The organism is Vibrio sp. Vb1554 (assembly GCF_033344235.1).
In genome coordinates this window covers 40,530-66,448 of record NZ_JAWPOJ010000007.1, presented here as the reverse complement: position 1 = coordinate 66,448, position 25,919 = coordinate 40,530, and the positions used below count along the sequence as shown (strand labels likewise).

23 protein-coding genes are annotated in these 25,919 nt (G+C 43.5%); 13 read left to right on the top strand and 10 right to left on the bottom strand.

Translation table 11 applies throughout. The features are described 5' to 3' along the window. The first annotated feature begins 3 nt into the window (after positions 1-3). Positions 4-405 (top strand): hypothetical protein, encoded by a 402-nt coding sequence (locus R8N28_RS08120; RefSeq protein ID WP_005372960.1) that lies wholly within the window; start codon positions 4-6, stop codon positions 403-405. A 68-nt stretch (positions 406-473) separates the two neighbouring features. Here R8N28_RS08120 and R8N28_RS08115 read toward each other — a convergent pair whose 3' ends face one another. The 3 genes from R8N28_RS08115 to R8N28_RS08105 form a co-directional block, all read right to left on the bottom strand. Beyond that, positions 474-569, bottom strand: coding sequence for a MetS family NSS transporter small subunit (locus R8N28_RS08115; RefSeq protein ID WP_005372963.1), 96 nt, complete (start codon positions 567-569; stop codon positions 474-476). Next, positions 566-2,032 carry a sodium-dependent transporter gene (locus R8N28_RS08110; RefSeq protein ID WP_065274707.1) on the bottom strand — a complete coding sequence of 489 codons (1,467 nt, stop codon included), beginning with the start codon at positions 2,030-2,032 and terminating at the stop codon, positions 566-568. The genes R8N28_RS08115 and R8N28_RS08110 overlap by 4 nt, the downstream gene beginning before the upstream one ends. A 569-nt stretch (positions 2,033-2,601) precedes the next feature. Further along, positions 2,602-3,192 carry an outer membrane protein gene (locus R8N28_RS08105; protein ID WP_005372968.1) on the bottom strand — a complete coding sequence of 197 codons (591 nt, stop codon included), beginning with the start codon at positions 3,190-3,192 and terminating at the stop codon, positions 2,602-2,604. Positions 3,193-3,319: 127 nt separating this feature from the next. On the opposite strand from R8N28_RS08105, the gene R8N28_RS08100 reads away from it, so the two are divergent. Further along, the gene (locus R8N28_RS08100) at positions 3,320-3,412 is read left to right on the top strand and encodes a YnhF family membrane protein (protein ID WP_005372970.1); all 93 of its coding nucleotides are present in this window, start codon (positions 3,320-3,322) and stop codon (positions 3,410-3,412) included. A gap of 44 nt (positions 3,413-3,456) precedes the next feature. After that, positions 3,457-4,608, top strand: a complete 1,152-nt coding sequence (locus R8N28_RS08095; RefSeq protein ID WP_005372971.1) for a patatin family protein — start codon at positions 3,457-3,459, stop codon at positions 4,606-4,608. Between the two features lie 108 nt (positions 4,609-4,716). Here the strand turns inward: R8N28_RS08095 and pyk are convergent, their stop codons facing one another. Further along, positions 4,717-6,159, bottom strand: a complete 1,443-nt coding sequence (gene pyk / locus R8N28_RS08090) for a pyruvate kinase (RefSeq protein ID WP_005372972.1) — start codon at positions 6,157-6,159, stop codon at positions 4,717-4,719. 410 nt (positions 6,160-6,569) lie between these two features. Between pyk and R8N28_RS08085 the strand changes: the two genes are divergently transcribed. After that, positions 6,570-7,787: an ROK family protein gene (locus tag R8N28_RS08085; RefSeq protein WP_005385828.1), complete on the top strand. Its 1,218-nt coding sequence runs from the start codon at positions 6,570-6,572 to the stop codon at positions 7,785-7,787. A gap of 363 nt (positions 7,788-8,150) precedes the next feature. Beyond that, positions 8,151-9,104, top strand: coding sequence for a chemotaxis protein CheV (locus R8N28_RS08080; RefSeq protein ID WP_005372976.1), 954 nt, complete (start codon positions 8,151-8,153; stop codon positions 9,102-9,104). A 72-nt stretch (positions 9,105-9,176) separates the two neighbouring features. Here R8N28_RS08080 and R8N28_RS08075 read toward each other — a convergent pair whose 3' ends face one another. From R8N28_RS08075 to R8N28_RS08060, 4 genes are all read right to left on the bottom strand, one after another. Next, positions 9,177-12,251 carry an error-prone DNA polymerase gene (locus R8N28_RS08075; protein WP_065274706.1) on the bottom strand — a complete coding sequence of 1,025 codons (3,075 nt, stop codon included), beginning with the start codon at positions 12,249-12,251 and terminating at the stop codon, positions 9,177-9,179. 27 nt (positions 12,252-12,278) lie between these two features. Next, complete coding sequence (locus R8N28_RS08070; RefSeq protein WP_065274705.1) at positions 12,279-13,682, bottom strand: Y-family DNA polymerase; 1,404 nt, start codon at positions 13,680-13,682, stop codon at positions 12,279-12,281. Between the two features lie 4 nt (positions 13,683-13,686). Continuing rightward, positions 13,687-14,379 carry a translesion DNA synthesis-associated protein ImuA gene (imuA, locus tag R8N28_RS08065; protein WP_065274704.1) on the bottom strand — a complete coding sequence of 231 codons (693 nt, stop codon included), beginning with the start codon at positions 14,377-14,379 and terminating at the stop codon, positions 13,687-13,689. A gap of 129 nt (positions 14,380-14,508) precedes the next feature. Next, complete coding sequence (locus R8N28_RS08060) at positions 14,509-15,255, bottom strand: YciK family oxidoreductase (RefSeq protein WP_005372980.1); 747 nt, start codon at positions 15,253-15,255, stop codon at positions 14,509-14,511. Positions 15,256-15,509: 254 nt separating this feature from the next. Between R8N28_RS08060 and sohB the strand changes: the two genes are divergently transcribed. The 8 genes from sohB (at position 15,510) to R8N28_RS08020 (ending at position 24,620) form a co-directional block, all read left to right on the top strand. Beyond that, complete coding sequence (sohB, locus tag R8N28_RS08055) at positions 15,510-16,571, top strand: protease SohB (RefSeq protein WP_005385819.1); 1,062 nt, start codon at positions 15,510-15,512, stop codon at positions 16,569-16,571. 208 nt (positions 16,572-16,779) lie between these two features. Continuing rightward, on the top strand, positions 16,780-17,460 hold the full coding sequence (gene cmk / locus R8N28_RS08050; protein WP_021033981.1) for a (d)CMP kinase: 681 nt from the start codon (positions 16,780-16,782) through the stop codon (positions 17,458-17,460). Between the two features lie 110 nt (positions 17,461-17,570). Continuing rightward, complete coding sequence (gene rpsA, locus R8N28_RS08045; RefSeq protein WP_005385817.1) at positions 17,571-19,241, top strand: 30S ribosomal protein S1; 1,671 nt, start codon at positions 17,571-17,573, stop codon at positions 19,239-19,241. Positions 19,242-19,454: 213 nt separating this feature from the next. Then, positions 19,455-19,736 (top strand): integration host factor subunit beta, encoded by a 282-nt coding sequence (ihfB, locus tag R8N28_RS08040; protein WP_005385816.1) that lies wholly within the window; start codon positions 19,455-19,457, stop codon positions 19,734-19,736. Positions 19,737-20,005: 269 nt separating this feature from the next. Then, positions 20,006-20,302: a LapA family protein gene (locus R8N28_RS08035; protein WP_005376663.1), complete on the top strand. Its 297-nt coding sequence runs from the start codon at positions 20,006-20,008 to the stop codon at positions 20,300-20,302. An 18-nt stretch (positions 20,303-20,320) separates the two neighbouring features. Beyond that, the gene (gene lapB / locus R8N28_RS08030) at positions 20,321-21,496 is read left to right on the top strand and encodes a lipopolysaccharide assembly protein LapB (protein WP_005376665.1); all 1,176 of its coding nucleotides are present in this window, start codon (positions 20,321-20,323) and stop codon (positions 21,494-21,496) included. An 84-nt stretch (positions 21,497-21,580) separates the two neighbouring features. Continuing rightward, positions 21,581-22,282, top strand: a complete 702-nt coding sequence (pyrF, locus tag R8N28_RS08025; RefSeq protein WP_005376667.1) for an orotidine-5'-phosphate decarboxylase — start codon at positions 21,581-21,583, stop codon at positions 22,280-22,282. Between the two features lie 499 nt (positions 22,283-22,781). Continuing rightward, positions 22,782-24,620, top strand: a complete 1,839-nt coding sequence (locus R8N28_RS08020; protein ID WP_065274702.1) for an extracellular solute-binding protein — start codon at positions 22,782-22,784, stop codon at positions 24,618-24,620. A gap of 60 nt (positions 24,621-24,680) precedes the next feature. Here the strand turns inward: R8N28_RS08020 and R8N28_RS08015 are convergent, their stop codons facing one another. Beyond that, positions 24,681-24,920 carry a hypothetical protein gene (locus R8N28_RS08015; protein WP_033905728.1) on the bottom strand — a complete coding sequence of 80 codons (240 nt, stop codon included), beginning with the start codon at positions 24,918-24,920 and terminating at the stop codon, positions 24,681-24,683. A gap of 206 nt (positions 24,921-25,126) precedes the next feature. Continuing rightward, positions 25,127-25,900, bottom strand: coding sequence for a hypothetical protein (locus tag R8N28_RS08010; protein ID WP_017633868.1), 774 nt, complete (start codon positions 25,898-25,900; stop codon positions 25,127-25,129). Between the last annotated feature and the right edge of the window lie 19 nt (positions 25,901-25,919).

Here is a 25,919-nt window from a genome sequence, read left to right as displayed (position 1 = left end):
TGTATGAAGAACAAATTCATTTTAGTTTTGGGACTAGTTTCTAGTACGGCAATGGCGGCAAGCGAGCCAACGGATCTATCAGTTGGTATGGCTGTCGATCAACAATTAAGTGTTGTTGTAGAGTTAGATAACAAATATCGTGGCATTATCGGAAACGATGGTATGGCGTTTGATTACATCGCTAAGCGTGGAACATTCGATCAAAACATGCCTGTGACTTGGTATGTCGGCGTTGGTGGCTGGTATGAATGGGATGACGAGTTTGGTGTGAGAGTACCACTTGGTGTGAACTGGGATTTATCACGCGGCTGGGACCTTTATGGTCAAATACACCCAGAGCTAGATCTTTACAAAGGTGCTGACTTGCAACTTGGCGGCGCCGTTGGCATCAAGTACAGTTTCTAGAATTGAACTAATGTATGTATAAAAAAACGCCGGTAACTACCGGCGTTTTTTATGTGGAACTTAACGTTCTATTGTTTATCCATGGCTCGCTTGATGCAAACGGCAGCGCCGCCCCAAGTGATACCTAAACCAATAACCATCATAATAATTGCGCTGATTGTCATTTTGCTGTCTCCTTGCGGTTCACTGCGTTGATCACTAGACCAAAGATAAAGAGTGCGGCGATAAGTGCCCAGCCTAAAGTTAGATCATAGCCACCGTAGCCTTCAGTAATTAGGGCGTATAGCTTGGTCGCTAAGATAATGGCGAGCATGATTGGTGTAACGAAGCGTAAGCAGACCTCGAACCATTGACCAACAGAGAAATCAGAGCGCTCGTTAACGTAATTACGTACTTCTGGCACGCGCTTCAATAGCCACGCCATCAAGACAATCTCAACCAGACCACCAACCATGATGCCAACGTTGTTTGCAAAGTGGTCTACTAGATCGAGTAGCAGCAGACCGCCATTGGTAGCAAACGCCATAGAGACAACGAAGCCAATACCAATCACAACATTTGCAGCTTTTTTACGGCTCCACTTCAGCTTGTCGATAATGGCTGAAGTTACGGCTTCCATAATTGAAATATGCGAACTTAGACCAGCAACCACCAGTGCAAAGAAGAACAGTGGACCAAGAATATATGGGGCAGGTAGTAGGTTAATTGCCGCAGGTAAAGTAACAAAAGCCAAGCCAACGCCTGCAGATACCACCTCTGTTAACGGCTTACCTTGCTCTTGAGCCATGTAACCCAATACTGAGAAGATCATGATGCCGGCTAGGATCGAGAAGCCACAGTTGATCAACACGGTCATAAACGCGTTATTCGTTATGTCTGACTTTTCTGGTAGGTAGCTAGAATAAGCTAGCATGATGGCGAAGCCGATACTTAGCGTAAAGAAGATCTGACCATATGCCGCTGCCCATACTTTCACATCCCAAATTTTGCTGAAATCGGGTTCGAACATGTAGTTCACGCCATCTAGAGCTCCTGGCAAGAAAATCATACGTCCGATTAAGAAAATCACCATCAAGAATAGGATTGGCATCATAATTTTAGATGCTCGTTCAATTCCTGATTTCACGCCTTTGGCAATAGCGGTGTAAGTAATTGCCCAAGCAATCACCATGGATAAAGCAATCTTCCATTGAATACTGCCTAAGTCTGTTGGTGAGTTGTCACCTAGCTTTAGGTATTCACTAAAGAAAAATGCGTTGGTATCGGTTCCCCAACCTTGAGTGAACGACAACCCAAAGTAAGAAATCGACCAACCGATAACAGCCACATAGTAAACGGCAATAACTGCAGCCACACCAACTTGGAACCAGCCAAGCCATTCAAATTTAGAATGAATTTTCGCTAGTGTTTTTGGTGCCGAGCCTCGGTATTTTTGTCCCATACTGAACTCAAGGATCATAAATGGAATACCGGCAGTGATCATGGCAAAAATGTAAGGAATAAAAAATGCGCCGCCACCGTTTTCATAGGCCATGTATGGGAAACGCCAAATGTTTCCCAAACCGATAGCAGACCCAACTGCTGCTAAGATGAATCCCGCCCGGGATCCCCATTGTTCTCGCTTCATATTTGACTCCTATAAGACTCCCTGAGGAATGAAGCTCTCTACGTAACACAGTAATAATTGCGCAAACAGTTGGAAGAAAGGACCGCTGTTATCCATCAGCTTTTCTATCCTTAATTCTAACTTCTTATAATTTTATAGAGCTATATTCTGGCTACTGTAAGAGAAAGTAGATTATTAATCTTAAAATTTTGATGTGTGTTTGATAAAACTGAAATATTTATCTGTTTTCACTGATCAGACTAACTTCTAATAATACTTAGCGCAATAGAATCTAAATGTTAATTCAGATGCGTTGTCTGGTTTTAATCTTGTTAAATTTGAGTTTGATTGTGGTTTTATGTGGGTGTGTGGTTGTTTGTCTGGAATAAATGACTGGGATCTAATAATTGCTTTGGTGTTTAAGACTATTTTGATTAATTAGGGCGTACGGCTATCTTTTGTGCACCTATCTAGATGATGCTTCGTTACTTTGCCAAACAATGGTGTTTAGACGATATCCTTTATCGGCTCTGTGCAGGACTCGTTCAGCGTTCTTTGTGACGAGTCCTATAAAGGAACATGCATAAAAATTAGAAGCGGAAACTAAAACCGACATTTGATTGGAATTGGTTCATCCAATCAGTATCGAACTTAATGATACAGTTTGAGCCGTCATTAGGTAGAGTACAGGCGCCAGATGTATCGTTATCAACGACCGTTCCTAACCATCTCAGTTGGGCTGTTAATGCAAAGTTCTTTGAAAATTCATATTCCAGCCCTGCAAAAGCGCTAGCCGAAAATCCGTATTTTTTGTCTACCCAATCCACATCGGCGTAAGAAGCGCCCAAACCTACACCGATATAGGTTTGCCATTTTTCTGCGACAGGATAGTACATGCTGCTTTGGAAGTGCAGATAATGGATATCTGCCGAGTTGGACAGCTTTTCAAGTTCCGTCGATTGATTGGAGTAAAACAATCCGATCCTTCCTTTTTCTAAGGGAGTCTCGACTGAAAGAGCGTAATTCACTGCGGGGTCGAGATCGTATGTATTACCACTTTCATCCTCTACTTGGCCGCCTCCTGTATAGCCTATGTATGGTGTAACGATGATATTCGCTTGTGCATTGATAGCAGTACTCATCATCATGATTCCTACTAGCCAGCTGAGTTTTTGGTTCATGCCCTATCTCCTTATTATGACTAAGCTAATTGTGATGGGTTAGTCAAAATTGCGCGACTAAATTAAGCAAATCTTGAACATATTTCACACCGGTGTTATTAATTTGTTACATATTAAGGAGGTGTTTATGGAACACGATCTAAAATCCGCATTAATCATTGTGGTGACTGTTTTTGCAGTGCTTTTGTCATTTGGCATCATTGCTATTACAACAGCTTAAGATAACCACTTTTACCAAACGTTTTAACAAAATGGCGTGAGCCTATGATACGTAACAGCGGTATAATCACAGAAAGCCATGCAGAGCTTGATGTAAAAGTTTATGAGCACTTTAGGCATGGTAAAACTGCTTTAGTCACGCAAGGTGGAGGGCAGAGAGGGATTTTTACCGCTGGCGTTTTAGACGCCTTTTTACTTTCCAACTTCGATCCTTTCGATGAATTCTATGGCACCTCTGCCGGAGCACTTAACTTATGTTCTTACTTGTGTCGTCAACATGGCATGGGCAAAGCTTTTATTACCGAGCTGACAACGTCTCCTGAATTTTTTAATCTGTTTCGCTATATCCGAAAGCAGCAGTACTTAGGTTTAGAGTGGGCATTAGAACGGATTCAAGATTTCCCATACAAGCTTGACCTTGATTTAGGTCGCAGTGCATTGGGAAAACGAGGAGCGTTTGCTGCGGTAACGAATATAGAGACGCTATCAGATCAATATCTACCAATCTTGGATGACTCGTGGTTTAACACTATGCTAGCGACATGTGCGATTCCCAAGTTATATCACGGACCTGTCGACGTAAATGGCAATAAGTTTGTGGATGGCGGCGTGTCTGCCTCTATCCCTGTTCAAGAAGCGTGGCGTCAGAATGCTCGCAACATTATTGTCATTCGCACAGAGCCGTTTTCAGAGATTGAAGCGAGAGCCCAAAGTGAGGTGGGGGATGTGCCTGTCGAATGGTATCGGGAGTCTATCAACTCAGTACAGCAATCATGGCAGCAAAAAGTGAATCAGTGGAAGCTGGATTGGGCGTCGTTCTTCCAACAAAAAATTAATGCAGCACATCAATCGAAGCTTGCAGGGAAAATGCTGTTAAATGGAGGCCGTTGGTTGTTCGGTGCCGATAACTTGTATCGTTTAAGCCACCTGATTGGTGAGAATTTTGACTCAGGTTTAGCCGACATGCTGATGATTCATTATCAAACATTTGAGCTCACGCAGGCCTTTATATCTGCTCCACCTGACGACACTTTTATTTTACAAGTTGCGCCTAAAGAGGGACTTCGTTCTTCTTCTTTGTTAAGTGACCAAGAGTCACTAGAGCATGACTATCAACTTGGGCTTCAAGCTGGGTTTAACCTAGTTCAACTCTACGACCAGCTGGATGTTGAAATTGATGGTAGAGAGAGTGCATAAACCTTCTTACGTTCACGATGTGCGCAATATACAAAGCATATAAATAAGGCTCCATTTTCTGAGCCTTATTTGCGGGTTCTTGTGATTAATTCCAGTTAGGTATAACGACTACGCTTGTAGAATGCGCATGCAGTTGGTTGAGCCCACAACATCCATTACATCGCCTTGAGTAATAATGACTAAATCACCTTTGTGCAAGAACCCTTGCTCTTTAAGGCTAGTAATCGCTGCTTGAGCCGTTGGTAAACCCGCATCACTTTTTGACTCGAAATATACAGGTGTCACGCCTCGGTATAATGCTGCTCGATTTAGTGTCGATTCATTCCGTGATAAGGCAAATATTGGCAAGCCAGAGCTTAAGCGAGACATCATCAACGCAGTCCTGCCGGACTCAGTTAACGAGATCATCGCTTTAATTCCTTCCATGTGATTCGCAGAGTACATGGTTGCCATTGCGATGGTTTCTTCAGCGGTTTCGAAGGTTCTATCTAAGCGATAGGTTGATAGACTTGCCTCCGACATTTTTTCTGCCCCCACACATACTTCGGCCATGGATTTGACCGTTTCTACAGGATATTTACCTGCAGCAGTCTCTCCAGACAGCATCACCGCGTCAGTGCCGTCTAGAACCGCATTGGCTACATCCATCACTTCAGCACGCGTTGGCATTGGGCTAGTAATCATGGATTCCATCATTTGTGTCGCAGTAATCACGATACGGTTTAAACTGCGTGCGCGGCGAATCAGTTTTTTCTGGACACCAATGAGCTCAGGGTCACCGATTTCTACACCAAGGTCACCACGTGCAACCATCACCACATCGGATGCGAGAATAATGTCGTCAATAGACTCATTGGTCGCGACGGTTTCTGCTCGTTCGACTTTAGCCACTAACATGGCTTCAAGGCCTGCATCTCTGGCTAAGCGTCGAGCGTAATGCATGTCTTCGCCGTTACGTGGGAATGAAATAGCAAGGTAGTCCACTTGAATTGCTGCGGCGGTAAGAATGTCGGCTTTATCTTTCTCAGTGAGCGCATCCGCTGACAATCCGCCGCCTTTTTTGTTGATCCCTTTATTGTTGGACAGTGGACCACCGACAATCACACGGGTATGAACTTTATTACCCTCTACTTTGGTAACTTGCAGCTGAACGCGTCCATCATCGAGTAATAAAATGTCATTTGGTGAAACATCTTGCGGTAGTTCTTTATAATCTAACCCTACAGATTCTTGATTGCCTTCACCTTTTGGTAAATCACTATCTAATGTGAATTTATCGCCCACATTCAAAATGACTTGGCCGTCTTTAAACGTTGATACACGGATTTTAGGGCCTTGTAAGTCACCAAGAATTGCAACCTGACGCCCAAGTCTTGCTGCAATGGTACGGACTTTGTTCGCACGTTGAATGTGGTCTTCACTGGTTCCATGTGAAAAATTCATACGGACAACGTTTGCACCGGCTTTGATGATCTCCTCAAGTATATTGTCCTTATCCGTTGAAGGACCCAGCGTAGTGACAATTTTTGTTCGTCTTAATTTGGAAGTCATAGATTCTCCGATGAATGTGTGTGTAAAGGTAACTTGAACTCTATCCTTACTTTACGCAATCGCTCTCAAGGTTAGCCTCGTTGCTGAGCCCACACCTTAAAGCTATTTGAATATAAGTATATGCACAGAATGTTTACATTAAGAGTAACCCCGGTAAAACAGACAGATATTCGACAGGCAATGGCCTTATTGATAAAAATGCGCTGCTTTAAAGGCACTACTTCATAATTTAGTGAATAAAAATAAGTTATTTTTCAAACAATTTAACAGGAGTAGATTCTTCGTTATTTGATTGAATACACAAACAAACAGGTTTATACGTGATGCTTGTCACGGGGATTTATTAATTCACTTCACAATTAGTTCGCAAAGTAAAAAAATTGTCCCGTTATAGAATTTCGGAGTGCAAGATGTACATGGCTCAACCGGGCCATATTGATCATATCAAACAGGTCAATGCTGGTCGTGTATATAAACTAATTGACCTAAAAGGTCCTATTTCTCGAATTGATTTGTCCAAGCAGAGTGAGCTTGCTCCTGCTAGTATCACCAAAATCACTCGAGAATTAATTGAAGCGCACTTGATTCATGAAACGACAGTACAAGAAGCGACGAGTCGTGGTCGACCTGCTGTCGGTTTGCAGGTCAATAATGAAGGCTGGCAATTTTTGTCAATGCGTTTGGGGCGGGGTTATTTAACCATTGCTTTGCATGAGTTAGGCGGTGATGTACTGATCGATACTAAAATCGAGATACACGAGCTTGACCAAGACGATGTGCTTGAGCGCCTGCTTTACGAAATTGATGAATTTTTTCAGACTTACGCGGATCAACTGGATCGGGTTACCAGTATTGCCCTTACACTGCCTGGTCTCGTGAACTCAGAGCAAGGTGTCGTTTTGCAGATGCCTCATTACAATGTCGAAAATCTTGCTCTTGGACCAGAGATATACAAAGCAACAGGCTTGCCAGTTTTCATTGCCAATGACACGCGAGCTTGGGCATTAGCAGAAAAGCTTTTTGGTCATTCTCAAGATAATGACAACTCCGTTCTTATCTCTATCCACCACGGTTTAGGTGCGGGCATCATTCTGGATGGGCGCGTTTTGCAAGGCCGTCACGGTAACATTGGTGAACTCGGGCATATTCAAATTGACCCAAATGGAAAACGTTGTCATTGCGGCAATATTGGCTGTTTGGAAACCGTTGCCAGTTCTCAAGCAATTCGTGAAGAAGTCGTAAGACGAATCGCTGATGGCGAAGACTCTATTCTTGCTAAACAAGAGGAAATGAGTATTGAGAGCATTTGTGAAGCCGCTGCAAACGGTGATCCTTTGGCCGTCGATGTGATTGAAAAACTTGGACGCTACTTAGGCTCTGCAATTGCTATTGTGATCAACTTATTTAACCCTGAGAAAATCTTGATCGGTGGTGTGATTAACCAAGCAAAAGATGTGCTTTATCCTGCGGTTCGTCGATGTATCGAAGAGCAGAGTTTACCGGTTTATCACCAAGATCTTGAGCTGGTGGAGTCTCGTTTCTATAAGCAAGCCACAATGCCTGGTGCCGCGTTGATTAAGCAAGCGTTGTACGATGGTCAACTATTGATGAAGGTTGTGGAAGGTTAAGTACTTTTTAACATGATGATGTGCCTGGCTGTTGAGACTGCATTTGTAGGTGATTTAGGGTGAGACTTAACGGCTCACCCTTTTTGATCGCCTATTACTAGAAAGGGAATTTGAGTTATGTTGCATTGCTATATCTGCGCCATTCATGTAATTTCCTAAAAAGCTCAAGTAAATAAACAAAATGGCTTTCAATGTGCTGCGTGACTTTGCGTCTGATGCAAAGAGAAGTAATACGCTAAAACTGTTGTACTTTAAAGCTGTGCTCGAAAAGCCAAATATTTTAAGGTTATTTGGTTATATAACCTTGCTGTGTCTGTACTGATTTCGAGTAAAATAAGAATTATCCATAATTTAGGTAGTAGTATGTCCGGAGTGTTAAATACGGTTGACCAGCGTACAAACTTGGTTGGTGAAAATCGACTAGAGCTTCTGCTGTTCACTTTAAATAGTCGCCAATTATTTGCGATTAATGTGTTCAAAGTGAAAGAGGTCATCAAGCTTCCACCGTTAACCAAGCTCCCTGGATCGCACTACAATATTCGTGGGGTTGCTTCTCTACGAGGTGAAGCGGTACCAGTGATTGATTTACGAGGCGCAATTGGTTTTCCTGCTTTACGTGGTGAAGCGGAAGAAGAAAATTTGATCGTGACAGAGTACAACCGCACGGTGCAGGGCTTCTTAGTCGGTCCGGTTAAAAACATTATTAATACGGCATGGACTGAAATTCAGCCGCCTCCTTCCACGTCTGGTCGCTCGAATTACCTCACGGCTATCACGCAAATCAAAGAAGGGGATGCCTCTCAAATTGTCGAAATTATTGACGTTGAAAAAGTTTTAGCAGAGATCGTGCATTACGACGTGACTATTTCGGAGGACATTCTCGATCAAGAACTGGCCCAAGCAATGGTCGGGCGTAATGTTCTGATTGTGGATGATTCCTCTACAGCTCGTAATCAAGTTCGCGATACGCTTTCTCAATTGGGTATGAATATCATCGAGTGTCGTGACGGGCTAGAAGCGTTAACGGTTTTAAAACGTTGGTGTGATGAAGGTAAAGATGTAGAAAAAGAGCTGTTGATGATGATTACGGATGCTGAAATGCCTGAAATGGACGGTTATAAACTGACCCATGAAGTGCGCCAAGACCCACGTATGTCTAAGTTGTTTATCACATTGAACACTTCTCTGAGCGGTAGTTTTAATGAAGCCATGGTACAAAAAGTAGGCTGTGATCGCTTTATATCTAAATTCCAACCGGATCTGCTGGTTGAAGTTGCTCAAGACCGATTACGCCAGATGCTTTCTAAAAGTGCATGATTAGATCTAGTGAAATCAGAGGGAGCGCACCTCTCTCTGATTTTTAACATCTCTCTCCTTAATTCCTCTGTACTAATGGAAATCCCGAGACTTACTTTGTAGATTGTTCAAGTAGTGCGTGCAATCAATCAACTTACCAGCAATAACGTGCGTGACTTCTCCCTCTCTTTCAAGAATGCCTTTCACCATTAATACTTTAGCGCCTAAATACGCTTGCTTTTGGGCTCGTGCTGTCGCTTGCCAAACGACCACATTAATGTTGCCCGTGTCATCTTCTAACGTAAAAAATGTCACGCCAGCGGCGGTGCCTGGAGATTGTCTTCCTGTTACCACACCTACCACTGTGACCAGTGACTTATGCGGTTTCTCTGTCAGTTGCCTCATGCGGGTAAAGTGAGGGAGTTTGCCCGTTTCTTCTAATAATTTAATTGGATGGCGGCTAAGAGATAGTCCCGTGCTTGCGTAATCCTCAATTAAATTTTCATATTCAGAGGGTTGAGTCTGGTAGCTAACATTGGGTTCTTCGACCTTGTGAAACAATGGTAGGTCAGATAAGGAATCCATTGCTGCCCAGCGAGCGTTATAACGATTTCCCGATAAGGCCTGAAATGCATTGGCTGAAGCCAATAATTCAATGTCACTTCGGCTTCTTAATATCTGCTTTACTTCTTGAATCGATCGGTAACCATTAAGTGGTTTGCGCTCAATAAGCCTTTGTGCGCTTTCTGCGTTAAAGCCTTTCACCAAGCGAAAACCAAGTTGCACGCCGAGCCTGCCATTCGGACGTGAGACGAGATGATGTTGATATTTTGAATGATTGACGCACACCGGCAATACTTCGACGCCATGTCTGCGAGCATCTTGTACTAATTGCGATGGGCTATAAAATCCCATTGGTTGGCTGTTCAATAATGCAGTGTAAAATTCGGCTGGGTAATAATATTTTAACCATGCAGAACAATATGCCAGCACTGCGAAAGACGCTGAATGACTTTCAGGGAAGCCGTACTCACCAAAGCCGCAAATCTGATCGAAAATGCGCTCAGCAAACGCTAAGTCATAACCTCTCTCTTGCATACCATTGATCAGTTTTGGTCTGAATTTAGCGAGATCGCCATTCTTTTTCCATGATGCCATCGCTCGACGGAGTTGATCGGCCTCGCCGCCGCTAAACCCTGCGGCTACCATGGCTAGCTTGATGACTTGCTCTTGGAAAATAGGGACGCCCATAGTCCGCTCCAGAACGCTTTTTACTTCTTCCGATGGATAACTGACAGGCTCTTTGTGATCTCGTCGTTTTAAAAAAGGATGCACCATATCACCCTGAATAGGGCCTGGACGAACAATTGCAATTTGAATCACTAAGTCGTAATAACAAGCAGGCTTTAGGCGAGGAAGCATGCTCATTTGTGCACGAGATTCAATTTGGAATACGCCTATCGTGTCAGCTTTTTGGATCATGCGGTACACGTGTGGATCATCTTGTCGGCGAGTGATCTCGGAAATCGAGAGGGATCGCTGGTGATGTTTCTCGACCAGTTGAAAGCACTTTTTGATGGCGTTTAACATGCCGAGTGCGAGTACATCGACTTTTAGTAGCTTCAAGCTTTCTAAATCGTCTTTATCCCATTGAATGATAGTGCGATCTTCCATCGAGGCATTTTCAACAGGTACCAACTCATATAAAGGGCCAGATGAAATTACAAAGCCACCTACGTGCTGAGATAAATGGCGTGGGAAGCCAATGATCTCGTTGACCAATTGGATAAACTGCTGCCCTTTGAGAGATTCTGGTTGTAAGCCAAGTTCAATAATTTGAGCTTGCCAGCCTTGGCTGCGATCTCGGCGATTAACGTTCTTAATGAAAAAATCTAATTGGGTCTCTTCAATCCCTAGTGCTTTACCGACTTCACGCACGGCACTTTTAAAGCGATAGCTGATCACTGTTGCAGCAAGTGCTGCACGCTCACGACCATATTTTTTGTAAATATACTGGATAACTTCTTCACGGCGCTCGTGTTCAAAGTCCACATCAATATCCGGCGGTTCCTTACGTTCTTTACTGATAAATCGTTCGAATAAGACAGCGATTTGTCGAGGATCGACGGCGGTAATTTCCAGGCAATAACACACTACAGAGTTTGCAGCGGAACCTCGCCCTTGGTAAAGAATACCTTGCTGTTTCGCAAACATTACGATGTCGTGAATAGTAAGGAAGTAGTAGTGGTATTTAAGCTCTTGAATAAGCGCCAGTTCATTCTCGATGGTTTGATTGACTTCTGCTGGCACGCCTTCAGGAAAACGCAGCTTTTTACCACGTTCGACCAACATACGTAAGTAAGAGTCGGGTGTATAACCATCTGGGATCAGCTCGGTAGGATATTCGTATTTTAAATCGGAGAGCTTAAACTCGCATAAATCGGCGATGTAAGTACTTTCTTCCAGCCATTCTGGTTTGTAAATCCGAATCAACTTTTTAAAAGGACGAAGCGCTCGCTCAGTATTCGAAATACGGTCAAAACCGAGTTTATCGACGCTACACCCATGTTTTATAGCAGTAAGTACATGCTGTAATGGCAAGCGTTCAACATCATGCATGAGAACGCCTCCGCAGGCAGTTATAGGTAATTGAAATTCATGTGCTAACTGCTCGCAGTGCGCAATGTACTCAGTATCGTTGTTACTCAAATGGCGCTGAATCGCTACCCACAAACGATTAGCGTGGTGTTGATTGAGCCAGCGCCCCCAATAGTGATCACTCTCTTGATGTGTGGGCAGCCACAATACCAAACAATGTCGAACCGACATCAAATCCCATTCGAACAGTTGATAGTTGCCTTTTTCACTGCGTCTCCTTGCGTTTGTGATGATACGACACAACTCGGCATAAGCCTTGCGACAAGGGCAAAGCAGTACGATTTGGCATTCATCATTTAACCAAAACATACTTCCAACGATTTGTTTGATATCGAGTTTATGTTGTTCGATGGTCGTATGGGCTTTGACAACGCCCGCGACTGAACATTCATCCGTTATAGCTAGAGCTTGATAGCGATAGAAAGCAGCTTGGAGTACCAGCTCTTCTGCATGAGAAGCCCCAGTCAAAAAAGAGAAGTTAGACTGACAAAATAGTTCCGCGTAACTCATAATGACCCAACAAAAATAACTGTCGATTTAACAAAAATAGCCATGAAGAAACCAGTGCTTGTGCTGATCGCGAAATATCCATAACCAGCGGCCTTGCTTGGTGTGTGCAATGTAGTAATCACGCATGATCTCATCACCATCCCACCACCCAGAAACTATTCGCTCAGGTCCGTGGACCAAAGAAACTTGCTCTTGCAATACAATGGGAGTCGGTAATTGCATTGCTGGGCGTAGTATGGATGGTATGGCGTGCCCCTTTTCATCCGGAGCATCAGCAGGGCGATACTGACTGGCCTTTTCTGGTCTAGGATCGCAAGCAATATTGGGTTTTAAAACGGCACTTTTTCCCAATTTAGCTTGCAGTAAAGAGAGCAGCTCTAAAGCATTCATGTTTCCTTTCTGCCCAGCAAAGAGATCGCGTGATGCACTAAGAGGCTCACCTTGACGGATGACTTTTAACGTTAGCCCTGTGACTGGGCCATTAAGCGAGAGTGATTCTAAGCTTAAACTCGCTAACTGTTGCCAACGCTGACATAGGTAATCACCTTGCGCAGAAGTGAGTTGAAGGTGTTGCTCTTGTTTCTCACGCTGGTGGAGTGTTAAACACAGTTCAAAAGCGACCTTATCTCTTAATTTTAGAAAGGTTTCGAGTTGACGAAGTAATTTGGCCAACGGCTTTTCAATCCACTGAACGTTTTCGATCTCAAACAAGAGCTCTAAATAAACTTGGAAGGATTCGGTAGGGTGATAAAAGTCGACAGGGTGTTTAAACTGCCCAGTCAGTCGACCAACGTAGTTCACCAAATCGATATCAAAGCGTCGTGCGATGTCTTGCAATGGCAGTTCAAGCAGGTTTTGCAATGTGGTGACGCCTACACGTTGTAACTTCTCTACGGTAGCGTTTGATAAATCTGTCAGTGTTAACGGTAGTGGTGATAAAGCTTTTTGTATGGCAGATTTGTCTTCACTGATGACGTTCGCTCCTGATATTGCCATCAATTTGGCAGCAAAAGGCGAAAAACCACATCCGAATTGAAAACTCAGTTTCAGCTCCGATAAGTGAGCTCTGACTTTATTCCAATAGTTTTCAAGCCCTTCATACAGAGCGAGCATTGGAGTAGCACGCAGCAAAATACCTTGGTTTGGCATCAACACAACGTCAGATGTGATCAAATACAGCCATTGAGCAATTTCTTGTAACTTGCTCAATTCGGTGTGCGGATGATAAGGATGCACTTGTAAATCTCGACACAAGGACGCAGCACTGCCTAGGCCCATACCAGGCTTAATGCCTTGTTGTTCGGCAATCTCGTTGTATTGAAGAATCTGGCAACGTTGGCTTTCGACAATCACCACGGGTTGTTCTTGGTTATCACCAAAGAGTGCGTCTAGCTGCAGGCGAGGGAAGTGCAAGTAAATCCACAGAGCCATATCACTAACCTTGGTTCGCCAGTGGGAAATTGACCACAGTCGAGTGCACAGTTTCAGATGATGGTTTCACCAGTTGCGGGTAATGGTGTTGGAAGCCGATACTAACGCTACCTCTATTCCAGCCTCCTTTCCTTTTCAGCACTTCAACATGAATCCCTTGCTCGTCGCCTTTCAGTTTTAAACTGAGTGACACAGGCAAAGACAAGCGGTTGATAGTATCTGTTTTAAGCATAAAGAGAGGGCAAGTACCTTGTTCACTCGCTACCTGTAAGCGTTTCACTTGATGTATTTCAAGCTCTTCTTGCCATAACAAAACATTACTGCATACCCCACTTTTCAGACATTGCTCTGCTGCCCAAAGAGCATCTTTGGGGTGAGTTGGAGTAACAACCCACACTTGGTTTATATCCAACCCGATGTAGTGTAAAAACAGAGAGTTCACTAGAGCAGGTGGTTGAATAAATGCGGTCATACCATTGGTCTGAGTGGCTTTTAAATAGGGAGCGAGCAAACGCAATTCACCAATACTACCAATAGATTCCATCTCCACTACGCCATTAGGTGGAAAGCCTCCGCCGAGCAAATCATCTAATTCAGAAAAACCGGAACTAGTCTGCAACTGCTGAGGATCTGCTTTCGTTAAATTTGCTTGCCAAACAAGGTGTTGGCTTTTTAAGTTCTGAATAATATCTTGCATAATAAACACCTGTATATGTGTACAGTATATTTCTGTGGGAGAAAGTCGCAAGATTTTTATGAAGAGAGAAATGAAAAAAGGCAGCGTTTGCTGCCTTTTCAATCGATTATGTGAGGTAACCTGAATGAGTTATTTACGCTTCGGTTGAGCGTCGATGCACTGACCGTTCACATCGGTAACCGCAGGATCCATTAAGTGCAAATATAGCGGCATGATATCCAGTGGCGTTTTGAGAGTATTCGCATCTTCACCCGGATATGCTTTTTCACGCATGCGAGTACGAGTGGCACCAGGGTTAATTGCGTTAACGCGGATCGGTGTATCACTCAGCTCGTCAGCCAAAACTTGCATCATGCCTTCTACGGCAAATTTAGAGATAGCGTATGGCCCCCAGAATGCGCGGCCAGAGTGGCCGACGGTTGAAGAGGTAAAGATAATACGCCCAGCTTCTGATTTACGCATCACAGGCAGTAGTGCTTGAGTCATTAGCACTTCGGCTTTCACGTTGATCTGCATGATATCGTCGAAGTCTTCCTCTTTGATTTGATCAAATGGACACAGCGAACTCAAGACACCTGCGTTGTGTAATAGACCATCCAAGCGACCAAACTGTCCTTCGATTGTCTCTGCCATATCAATGTAATTCTGCTGAGTTGCGCCCTTGAGATCCAATGGAATGATAGCTGCTTGTGGATAGCCAGCAGCTTCAATCTCATCATAGATAGATTCAAGGTTTTGCACATTTCTACCCAAGAGAATAACAGTTGCACCGTGCTCGGCATAAGAAAGCGCGGCTTGACGGCCGATGCCATTACCAGCGCCAGTAACAAGAATGACTTTACCTTTTAGAGCATCAGCTGAAACGGAGTAGTTCACGGCGATAAATCCTTATTATTGTAAGAGGGTCCATGATAGTTAATTGACGCTAAAAAACGCCTGTTTCTCAATGGAAAATCTTGGTAATCGTGACAAGATGGTTACAATACACCAATTCATGTGTTATACCAATTCCAGAACTTTCGTTAGGTATGCTATCAATCAGAACAAGTGGTTACAAACCGCGCTGCCTTCTCGCTGATGTTTCTGCGTAACATACTAACGTCATCTGAAATGAGATAAAGGAGCTCTCGTTGGAATTTTTATTAGATTATGGTCTGTTTCTGGCCAAAATTATCACGGTGGTTGCTGCGATAATTGTTCTGCTCATTATTGCAAAATCGGCTGGTGGCAAATCGGGTGCGGCGAAAGGGGAGTTAGAGATTACCAACCTTTCAGAGCAACACAAACAATCTGTTGAGCAGTTAGAGCATCATTTGCATGACGATGCTTTCATCAAGGCTCGAGATAAAGCCGTCAAGAAAGAAGAAAAAGAGAAGAACAAATCTCGCGAGAAAGAAATCAAACAAGCGAGCAAAGACGGTTCATTAGATAGCAAGCGTGAACCACACCTATTTGTTCTTGATTTCAACGGTAGCATAGACGCAAAAGAAGTCGCGTCTCTACGTGAAGAAATCACCGCTATTTTGGCTGTCGCACGTGAAGGTGATGAAGTGTTACTTCGCTTAGAGTCTGGCGGTGGTATGGTTCATGGTTACGGCCTTGCCTCTTCTCAACTGGACCGAATCAAAGCTGCGGGTCTTCCTCTGACCATCTCTGTTGACAAAGTTGCGGCAAGTGGTGGTTACATGATGGCATGTGTAGCAGATAAGATTGTTTCTGCACCATTTGCAATTGTGGGGTCTATTGGCGTTATCGCACAAATTCCTAACTTCAACAAACTGTTGAAGAAACATGACATTGAGTACGAACAACTAACAGCGGGTGAATATAAGCGCACGCTAACGATGTTCGGTGAGAATACCGATAAAGCGCGCGATAAGTTTAAGCAAGAACTTGAAGAAACACATGTCTTGTTTAAAGACTTCATTCGTGAGCGTCGCCCTAGTTTGGACCTAGACAAAGTAGCCACTGGTGAGCACTGGTTCGGTACACAAGCGAAAGAGCTTGGTTTGGTGGATGACATTAGTACATCTGATGATATCGTTGTTGCAGCATGCAAAGATAAAACTGTACTTTCTGTGCATTATGTACAAAAGAAAAAACTGGCCGACAAGCTAGCAGGTGTGGCGGGTAAAGTCGCTGATAGTGTGATTTTAAAGTTAGCTGAGCGTGGTCAAAAGCCGATTGTTTAATCGAGCTTAAGTTCATGGCATTTAAAACGGCGAGGGCAGAAGCTCTCGCCGTTTTTGTTGAACTTTATGTTTATTGATGAATCCAATTACGCATTAGGTGTAATGCTTTACACGACATTTTTCCTCGCTCCAAAGACTGATTACCCGTATAATGTGCGCCTCGAAAACCGAGCAAATTGCTGAAAAGAAACTATTGGTGGAGAAGAACATGTCCTCTCAAACTCCGGTTGTAACCGTAGATGGACCTAGTGGTGCAGGTAAAGGCACTTTATGTATGTTGCTGGCGAAAAAGTTGGGTTTCCAACTCTTAGATTCTGGCGCAATTTATCGTGTACTTGCACTCGCTGCGATTCACCACGGTGTCGACACCGAGTCAGAAGATGCTCTTGTCCCACTAGCAACACACCTAGACGTTCAATTTATCGCGGAAGGTGACTTAGTTAAGGTCATTCTAGAAGGCGAAGATGTGTCAGGGGAGCTTCGTAAAGAAGAAACGGGTATGGCAGCATCTAAAGTTGCGGCTTTGCCACGTGTTCGTGAAGCATTACTACGTCGTCAGCGTGCATTTGAGACCGCTCCGGGTCTGGTTGCTGATGGTCGTGATATGGGCACAATTGTATTCCCGAGTGCGCAAGCAAAAATCTTCCTTGATGCGAGTGCTGAAGAGCGTGCAAATCGACGCCTTAAACAGTTGCAAGAGAAAGGGTTAGATGTTAGATTTGCTGACCTTTTAAGCGAGATCCAAGAGCGTGACGACCGAGATCGTAACCGCCCAGTGGCGCCATTACGCCCTGCTGAGGATGCGCTTGTGCTAGATTCTACGTCGATGACTATCGACGAAGTAGTAGAAAAGGCACTACAATATATCGAATCGAAGCTAGCTGAGTAATAATACTCGACTAGGCTAAGAGCGTTGGTCGCAAGGATGATGACTGGCGAATTTAATAACCCCATGCGGTAGGATACCCGTGGAAGTTTAATTTATTGAAGATTAATTAAATGACTGAATCTTTTGCTCAACTCTTTGAAGAGTTTCTAAACGAAACAGAATTCCAACAAGGCAGCATCGTTAAAGGTACTGTAGTAGCTATCGAGAACGGTTTCGTTCTTGTTGACGCTGGTCTTAAGTCTGAATCTGCTATCCCTGCTGAACAGTTCAAGAACGCTGCTGGCGAACTTGAAGTTGAAGTTGGCGCTGAAGTAGACGTAGCTCTAGACGCTGTTGAAGATGGTTTCGGTGAAACTCAACTTTCTCGTGAGAAAGCTAAGCGTCACGAAGCTTGGATCGTACTTGAGAAAGCTTACGAAGAAGCTGAAACTGTTGTTGGTATCATCAACGGTAAAGTTAAAGGCGGTTTCACTGTTGAACTAAACGGTATCCGTGCTTTCCTTCCTGGCTCTCTAGTAGACGTACGTCCAATCCGCGACACTGCTCACCTAGAAAACAAAGAGCTAGAGTTCAAAGTTATCAAACTTGACCAAAAACGTAACAACGTAGTTGTTTCACGTCGTGCAGTTATCGAATCAGAGAACAGCGTTGAGCGTGACGAGCTTCTAGAAACTCTACAAGAAGGTTCTGAAGTTAAAGGTATCGTTAAGAACCTTACTGACTACGGTGCGTTCGTTGACCTAGGTGGCGTTGACGGTCTTCTACATATCACTGATATGGCTTGGAAGCGCGTTAAGCACCCATCTGAAATCGTTAACGTTGGTGACGAGATCCAAGTTAAAGTTCTTAAGTTCGACCGTGAGCGTACTCGCGTATCACTAGGTCTTAAGCAACTAGGCGAAGATCCATGGGTAGCAATCGCTAAGCGTTACCCAGAAGGTCACAAACTAACTGGTCGCGTAACTAACCTAACTGACTACGGCTGCTTCGTTGAAATCGAAGAAGGCGTTGAAGGTCTAGTTCACGTTTCAGAAATGGATTGGACTAACAAGAACATCCACCCTTCTAAAGTTGTTAATGTTGGCGACGAAGTTGAGGTTATGGTTCTTGAAATCGACGAAGAACGTCGTCGTATCTCTCTAGGTCTGAAACAGTGTAAAGCTAACCCATGGCAGTCATTCGCTGAAGCACAAGCTAAAGGCGACAAAGTTACTGGTAAGATCAAGTCTATCACTGACTTCGGTATCTTCATCGGTCTAGAAGGCGGCATCGACGGTCTAGTTCACCTATCTGACATTTCTTGGAATGTTGCTGGCGAAGAAGCTGTACGTGAGTACAAGAAAGGCGACGAGATCTCTGCAGTTGTTCTAGCAGTAGACGCTGAGCGTGAGCGCATCTCTCTAGGCATCAAGCAAATGGAAAATGACCCATTCAATGCTTACGTTGCTGACAACAAGAAAGGTGTTCTAGTTAACGCTACTGTAACTGCTGTTGACGCTAAAGGCGCTACTGTTGAAATCGCAGAAGGCGTTGAAGGTTACATCCGTGCTTCTGAAGTATCACGCGATCGCGTAGAAGATGCTTCTCTAATCCTAAGCGCTGGTGATGTTGTTGAAGCGAAGTTCACAGGTGTAGACCGTAAGAACCGCGTAATCAACCTATCTATCAAAGCTAAAGACGAAGCTGACGAGCAAGAAGCAATGGCATCTATCAACAAGCAAGATGACAATGCATTCGGTAACGCAATGGCTGACGCTTTCAAAGCTGCTAAAGGCGAATAATATACTCGCTTAAGCAAAAAAGGAGCCGCAAGGCTCCTTTTTTATATTTGGTCATATTTAAGTAGTAATACTAATGACAGTAAACTATCTTAATAAAAGGCATTTCTTCATTGCGCATTTTGCATAAAATTTGTCTAGAATTGTCAGCAAGTGTTTGTTGGAATTAGTATTACTTACTATAATAAGTGATAAAGATACTCAAAGAGGGCAACTATGACTAAGTCTGAACTGATTGAAAGACTCTGCGCTGAGCAAACACACTTATCAGCGAAAGAGGTAGAGGATGCTGTAAAAGATATTTTAGAGCACATGGCCTCTACACTAGAGAGCGGTGACCGTATCGAGATCCGTGGCTTTGGTAGTTTTTCTCTTCATTACCGCGAGCCTCGCGTAGGTCGTAACCCTAAAACGGGCGATAAAGTGGAATTGGAAGGTAAATACGTTCCACATTTCAAACCTGGTAAAGAACTTCGTGAGCGTGTAAATATTGGTTAATGCACTCTTATTAGTTTGAAAAAAGCGGCATACGTTTGTGTATGCCGCTTTTTTGTAATGTATCCAAGTTAGTCATACATCCAAGATCGTTTACTAATCTAATTGTGGATTCAGCTGTTTTCTATACCCAAATAACTTTAACTTCTAAGCATGTCTACAAACTAAGCATCTTGAGGTTACTTGGGTATAGATTATTGCTAATATACGTAGTCTGAAGAAGCATTTTCCTGCATAATCTTACCGACTTACTCCTAGAAGGGTGATGTAACATGAAAATTATAAAAATCGTTGCTGTTTTAGCTCTCTTTTTAATTGCATTGGCGTTAGGTTCCCAAAACCAAGAGCTCGTGACTTTTAACTATCTTCTAGCAAAAGGAGAGTTCCACTTATCTACGCTATTAGGTGTAGTATTTGTGGTTGGCTTTGCTTTAGCGTGGGTTATCTTTGGTAGCATCCAACTGAAAACTCAGCTACAGGTCCGTCGTTTAAAGAAAAAACTGAAAAAGTACGAACCAACTGAATCAAACAACGCTGCTGATAAGCCAGCCATTGAAAAACAGGCATAAGGATAAGGCTTAACTTTAATGCTTGAACTACTCTTCTTGTTGTTGCCTATAGCTGCTGCGTATGGCTGGTATATGGGGCATCGCAGCGCTCAGCAAGACAAGCAGAAGCAATCTCATCAAATCTCTCGTCAGTATATGACGGGTCTTAATCTGCTGCTCTCTGACCAATCAGATAAGGCTGTCGATCACTTTATTGAATTGCTCCAAGTTGATAACGAGACCATCGATACTCACCTTGCGTTGGGTAACCTGTTCCGGTCTCGTGGTGAAGTCGACCGCGCAATCAGAATTCACCAAAATCTTATTTCTCGTTCAGGCTTAACACTGGACCAAAAGAACCTCGCCCTTCAACAGTTAGCGAAAGACTACATGGTCTCAGGTTTTCTTGATCGTGCAGAGAAAATCTTCGAACAGTTAGTCGAAGAGCCAGATTACAAAGAGGCGGCTCTTCAACAATTAGTGACCATTTATCAGCAAACACGAGAATGGGAAAAGGCGATTTATTACGCGAACCAATTGGCTAAGTTAGGTAATAAACGCTCAAGGATGCGTGCAAATATTGCCCATTTTTGGTGTGAAATAGCCATGCTCGACCAAGCTGATGGGAATACTAATAAGGCAATACAGCATTTTAAAAAAGCGTTAGCGGAAGACCCGAAGTGTGTTCGAGCAAGTATTGCTTTGGGACGAATTTATCTAGAGTCTGAAGACTATAAGCACACCATCAAATATCTGACAGGGGTACTTGAGCAAGATAAAGACTTTATCAGTGATGTCTTGCCAACTATTGCAGAATGCTATCATCATCTGGGTCAGGAAGATGAACTTGTCGAGTTTCTGCGAGCTTGTATTGATAAGAAAGCAGGCGTATCAGCCGAGTTGATGTTGGCTCAATTAGTTGCTCATCACGAGAACGTTGGGGCTGCTCAAGAGTTACTGACGAAACAATTGCTGAAAAACCCAACCATGAAGGGCTTCTACCGTTTAATTGACTACCACATTGCAGAAGCAGAAGATGGTCGAGCGAAAGACAGCCTATCAACACTACAAGCGATGGTGGGTGAACAGTTAAAAGTGAAACCACATTACCGATGCCGGAAGTGTGGATTTTCTACCCATTCCCTTTATTGGCATTGTCCGTCCTGTAAAGGATGGGGGACGATCAAGCCAATCCGCGGATTGGATGGTGAATAATTCTTAATGCAGCTGGCAGAGTTTCTGTCCGCTGCATTTTTTTAACTTTTTATTTAATAAGAACCAAAACAGTTAGGAGATGAAATGATCGACCAAAAAGTTATTGTCGCACTGGATTATGATAACCAAGCAGATGCACTTGCGTTTGTAGATAGAATTGATCCTGCGTCATGCCGACTAAAAGTTGGCAAGGAGATGTTTACGCTATTTGGTCCTGATTTTGTACGTGAACTCCATAAACGTGGTTTCTCGGTATTCCTAGATTTAAAATTTCACGATATTCCAAACACCTGTTCGAAAGCAGTTCGCGCTGCGGCTGAAATGGGTGTATGGATGGTGAACGTACACGCGAGCGGTGGTGAGCGTATGATGACGGCATCACGTGAAATTCTTGAGCCATATGGTAAAGATCGTCCACTTCTTATCGGTGTAACGGTACTAACCAGTATGGAACAAAGTGATTTAGCTGGTATTGGTTTGAATGTTGCGCCTCAGGAGCAAGTGATTCGTCTAGCAACCTTGACCAAAAACGCAGGCTTAGATGGTGTGGTATGTTCAGCGCAAGAGTCCTCATTACTGAAGAGCGAACTAGGCCAAGAATTTAAGTTAGTGACCCCTGGTATTCGACCTGCTGGCTCAGAACAAGGTGACCAACGCCGTATCATGACGCCAGTAGACGCTATCCAATCAGGTTCAGATTATCTTGTGATTGGTCGCCCTATCACTCAAGCGTCAAATCCTGCAGAAGTGCTGAAGTCGATCAATGAGAGCTTATCTAACATGTAAGCACTGTCTCGATTGTATGGAGAAAAGTGAGGCTAAGATGCCTCACTTTTTACATCGAATGAAAATACTGATCGCGGTAAACAACCATTCCTTTTAACCAGCTATGTCTGATCATTTACTCGCTTTAACTGGTATATCGGGGCCAATTGAGATAAAGGTTCTGCGGTTTATTCTGAGTAAAGTAGGGCTTGGTACTATGCCGATCACACTTTTGTAACATAACTCACTGTGATGCCTCGAAAATGCAACCATGTGTTATTGATGGCTTGCGTTACAAATGTCTAAAGAATACTATGGCGAAGATGCATTCACTGCGTTGTAAGGTCTAGGATGACCTAGTGAAACTCTTTGAAATTAATATAGAAGCTGGCAGGACGTCACTTCATATTACGTTCCTATTATTTCCTATCTGCGTATTTTAAATCGCAGCTTTCTGTGAGCTTTCACACGCTGTCTTCCTTGTTACGACCTTAGTGCGCAAACACAACAAGGAAGAAACATGACTAAAAAACTGCCATTTTCAGTACTAGCAACACTGACCGCTGCCAGTTTTCAACTGAGTGCGGCAGAATTGCCAGCTGATATCGAATGGATTTCAAACAACAACGAACCTCTATTTTCCTCTGAAGAAGCGGTACGAGGTGGCACCTATCGCACTTATATTCAGAGCTTTCCGCAAACATTACGAAGTGTTGGTCCAGATGCGAACTCAGGTTTGCGCCAATACTTAATGGATGGTTCACCAAAACTGGCTCAGCGTCATCCAAATACTGGCAAATGGATCCCTCAACTTGCTAAGTCATGGGCATTTGGAGAAGACAACAAAACCGTATTCTTTAAACTCGACGAAACGGCCGAGTGGTCAGATGGTGAAAAAATTACAGCAGATGATTACGTCTTTATGATGAAGTACTACACGTCAAAAGACATTATCGACCCGTGGTATAACGACTTCTTCACAAACAGTATTGTGAGTGTTGAAAAAATTGATGACTACACGATCAAAGTCAATCTTGCTGTAGCTCAAAGTCATGACTCACTTATGGTTATGATTAACATGCCAAGTAATGGTTTTCAGCCTCGTCCTGAACACTTCTTTGAAGGAGAAAAGGACGCAAATAACGATGGTATGCCTGATAACTTCGTCAGAAAGTTTAACTTTAAATCTGAGCCAACCGCAGCGCCTTACTACATTGATCAAGTGAAGAAAGGTAAGAGCGTGACATTCAAACATGTCGGTGAAGATTGGTGGGGATACAACAACCGCTACTATAAAAACCGTTATAACGTTGAAAAGGTTCGCATTAAGGTGATTCGCGATCCTGATATTGCCATGAAGCACTTTGAGAAAGGCAACTTAGACTACTTTGAGATGGTGCTACCAAGCTTTTGGCATGACAAAACCAATAGTGATGTGTACAAAAAAGGCTATATCCAAAAGTACTGGGGCTTTAACGAAGCACCGCAAGGAGCTGGTGGTCTTTGGATGAACACAGCGATGCCGATGTTGGATAACCTAGAAGTGCGTAAAGGTGTTATGGCAGCCACTGACTATGACGGCATGATTGAAAACATCATGCGTGGAGATTATTCACGTAAACCGCATGGACTCGGCTTTGGTCATGGCGAATACGATGATCCTAACAATACACCGCCAAAGTTTGATGCTGATGCGGCGGTTAAACACTTCGAAAAAGCGGGCTTTGACAAAGTGGGCGCAGATGGTATTCGTGTTAACGACAAGGGCCAACGCTTGAGCTTTGCTATCACCTACGGATACAACTCTTGGACACCGCGTATTGCATACCTGAAAGAGCAAGCGAAACTTGCTGGTCTTGAGTTCACGTTAAACTTGGTGGATGGCTCATCTGCGTTTAAATACATTCTTGAGAAAAAGCATCAGTTAGCGTTTTTGAATATGGGCTCTGGTGAGATCCCTGCGTATTGGGAATACCTACACTCGGATAATGCAAATCGACCACAAACGAATGCTCACACCAACTACAGCAGCCCTGAGCTAGACAAGTTAATTGAAGCGTATGATTCTGAGTTTGATCAGGAGAAGCGTTACGACTTGTCGCATCAAATCCAAAACTATGTCAGCAAAGCGAATATCATCGTTCCTGGCTACATGGTGCCTTATTCTCGAGTTGCTCATTGGCGCTGGGTTAAAATTCCTAAAAACGGCATGACAAAAGCGACAGAATGGGTGCTTCATCCAATGGATATCGGTAATTTCTGGATTGATAACCAAGTAAAAGAAGAGACAGAGGAAGCGATGGACGAGGGTAAAACCTTCCCAGAATTAACGGTAATTGATGATCGTTACAAATTGTAAGTCATTAGTTTAGATAGAAAATGATAGCCCCGGTAATGAATTTTATCGGGGCTTTCTTTTTTACTTAATAAGGTAAGACACTTCTAAAAGGTAGGTTTTTGCATCACCAAGCAAAGAGAACGCTCTATCGATGGTTTTAAATCGATCATCAAGCGAGTCGCTTGATATCAGCTGGCTGAATGTTTGCAACGAGAAAGCTTCGTTTGCTTTGAAGAACTGATGTACGTTTTCAAGCTGCACTTTATGAATATGCTCCACCTTATTTAGGGCGGTGGTTAGATCGGAAATGTTAATCGACATTGCTACTCGGGAACCTTATCAACAAGACCTATATGAGGTCATAGAGTGGGGTTTTATATTTTGCGACAGAGAGTAACACCGAAGAGCAATTTATAGTCTGATGAAGATCAATTTGCCTTATTTAAGCATCTGTAACGCGGCACTAGACGTGTACCTAGAGCTAGTACACGTTACAACGCTTGAATATAGGCTAGGGTTTCACCTGATCAAAAGTAAAAGCCAAGTCCGACTAAAAGCCCTTGAGAAGCCGTATCATATTCAAATACCTCTTCATTTTTGTAATCGACCCAGGTCGACTTGTAAGCTAAGTTGAGATCAGACCATTCGTTAAAGCGATAACGAACACCAGTTTGAATGGCATAAGTGAAGTGAGTATCGTTGCCAAGTCCGGCGTCGATACTGGCATGAAATCGCCAGTTTTCGCTCAATTCATCAATGAGTCGCAAGCCAACTAAAAAATCGACCCAATCTTCTTGTAATGACAGTCTATCTTCTAGTACCCGGTTATCATTACGATACAGCTTGCCGGTGATGTCATTGTCCCACCAACGTAATCCAAACATATAATCCAGTTTACCAAATGAATATTGTTCGCGTTGGAATGCCTTTGCTTCTAGAACACCTTGCCGTATTTCGATGTCCGCACGATAACGAGCGTTAGGCAGAGCGCCCTTGATATTATTAACATCACCACTTAAGTTCATGAAACTATAATCTATGTAGTAGCCCCACTTACTTTGGTAAATACTCTCGAATCGCAACATCGCCCCAATATCGAGGTGGTCTACGATGAACTTAGGATCGACATCCACCTCTGATGAAAAGCGACCAATACTGGTATCCCCGTGGATATTCAGTCCTAGCATGTACACTTCTATGCTATTTCGCCAACGAGATTCTTGTGTCTCGGCTGAGAGCGCTACTGATGTAGGTAATACAAGAATGAGTGAGGAGAGTGATAGCAGGTTACATGGTTTCATCCAATTTCCTTTTCGGCTT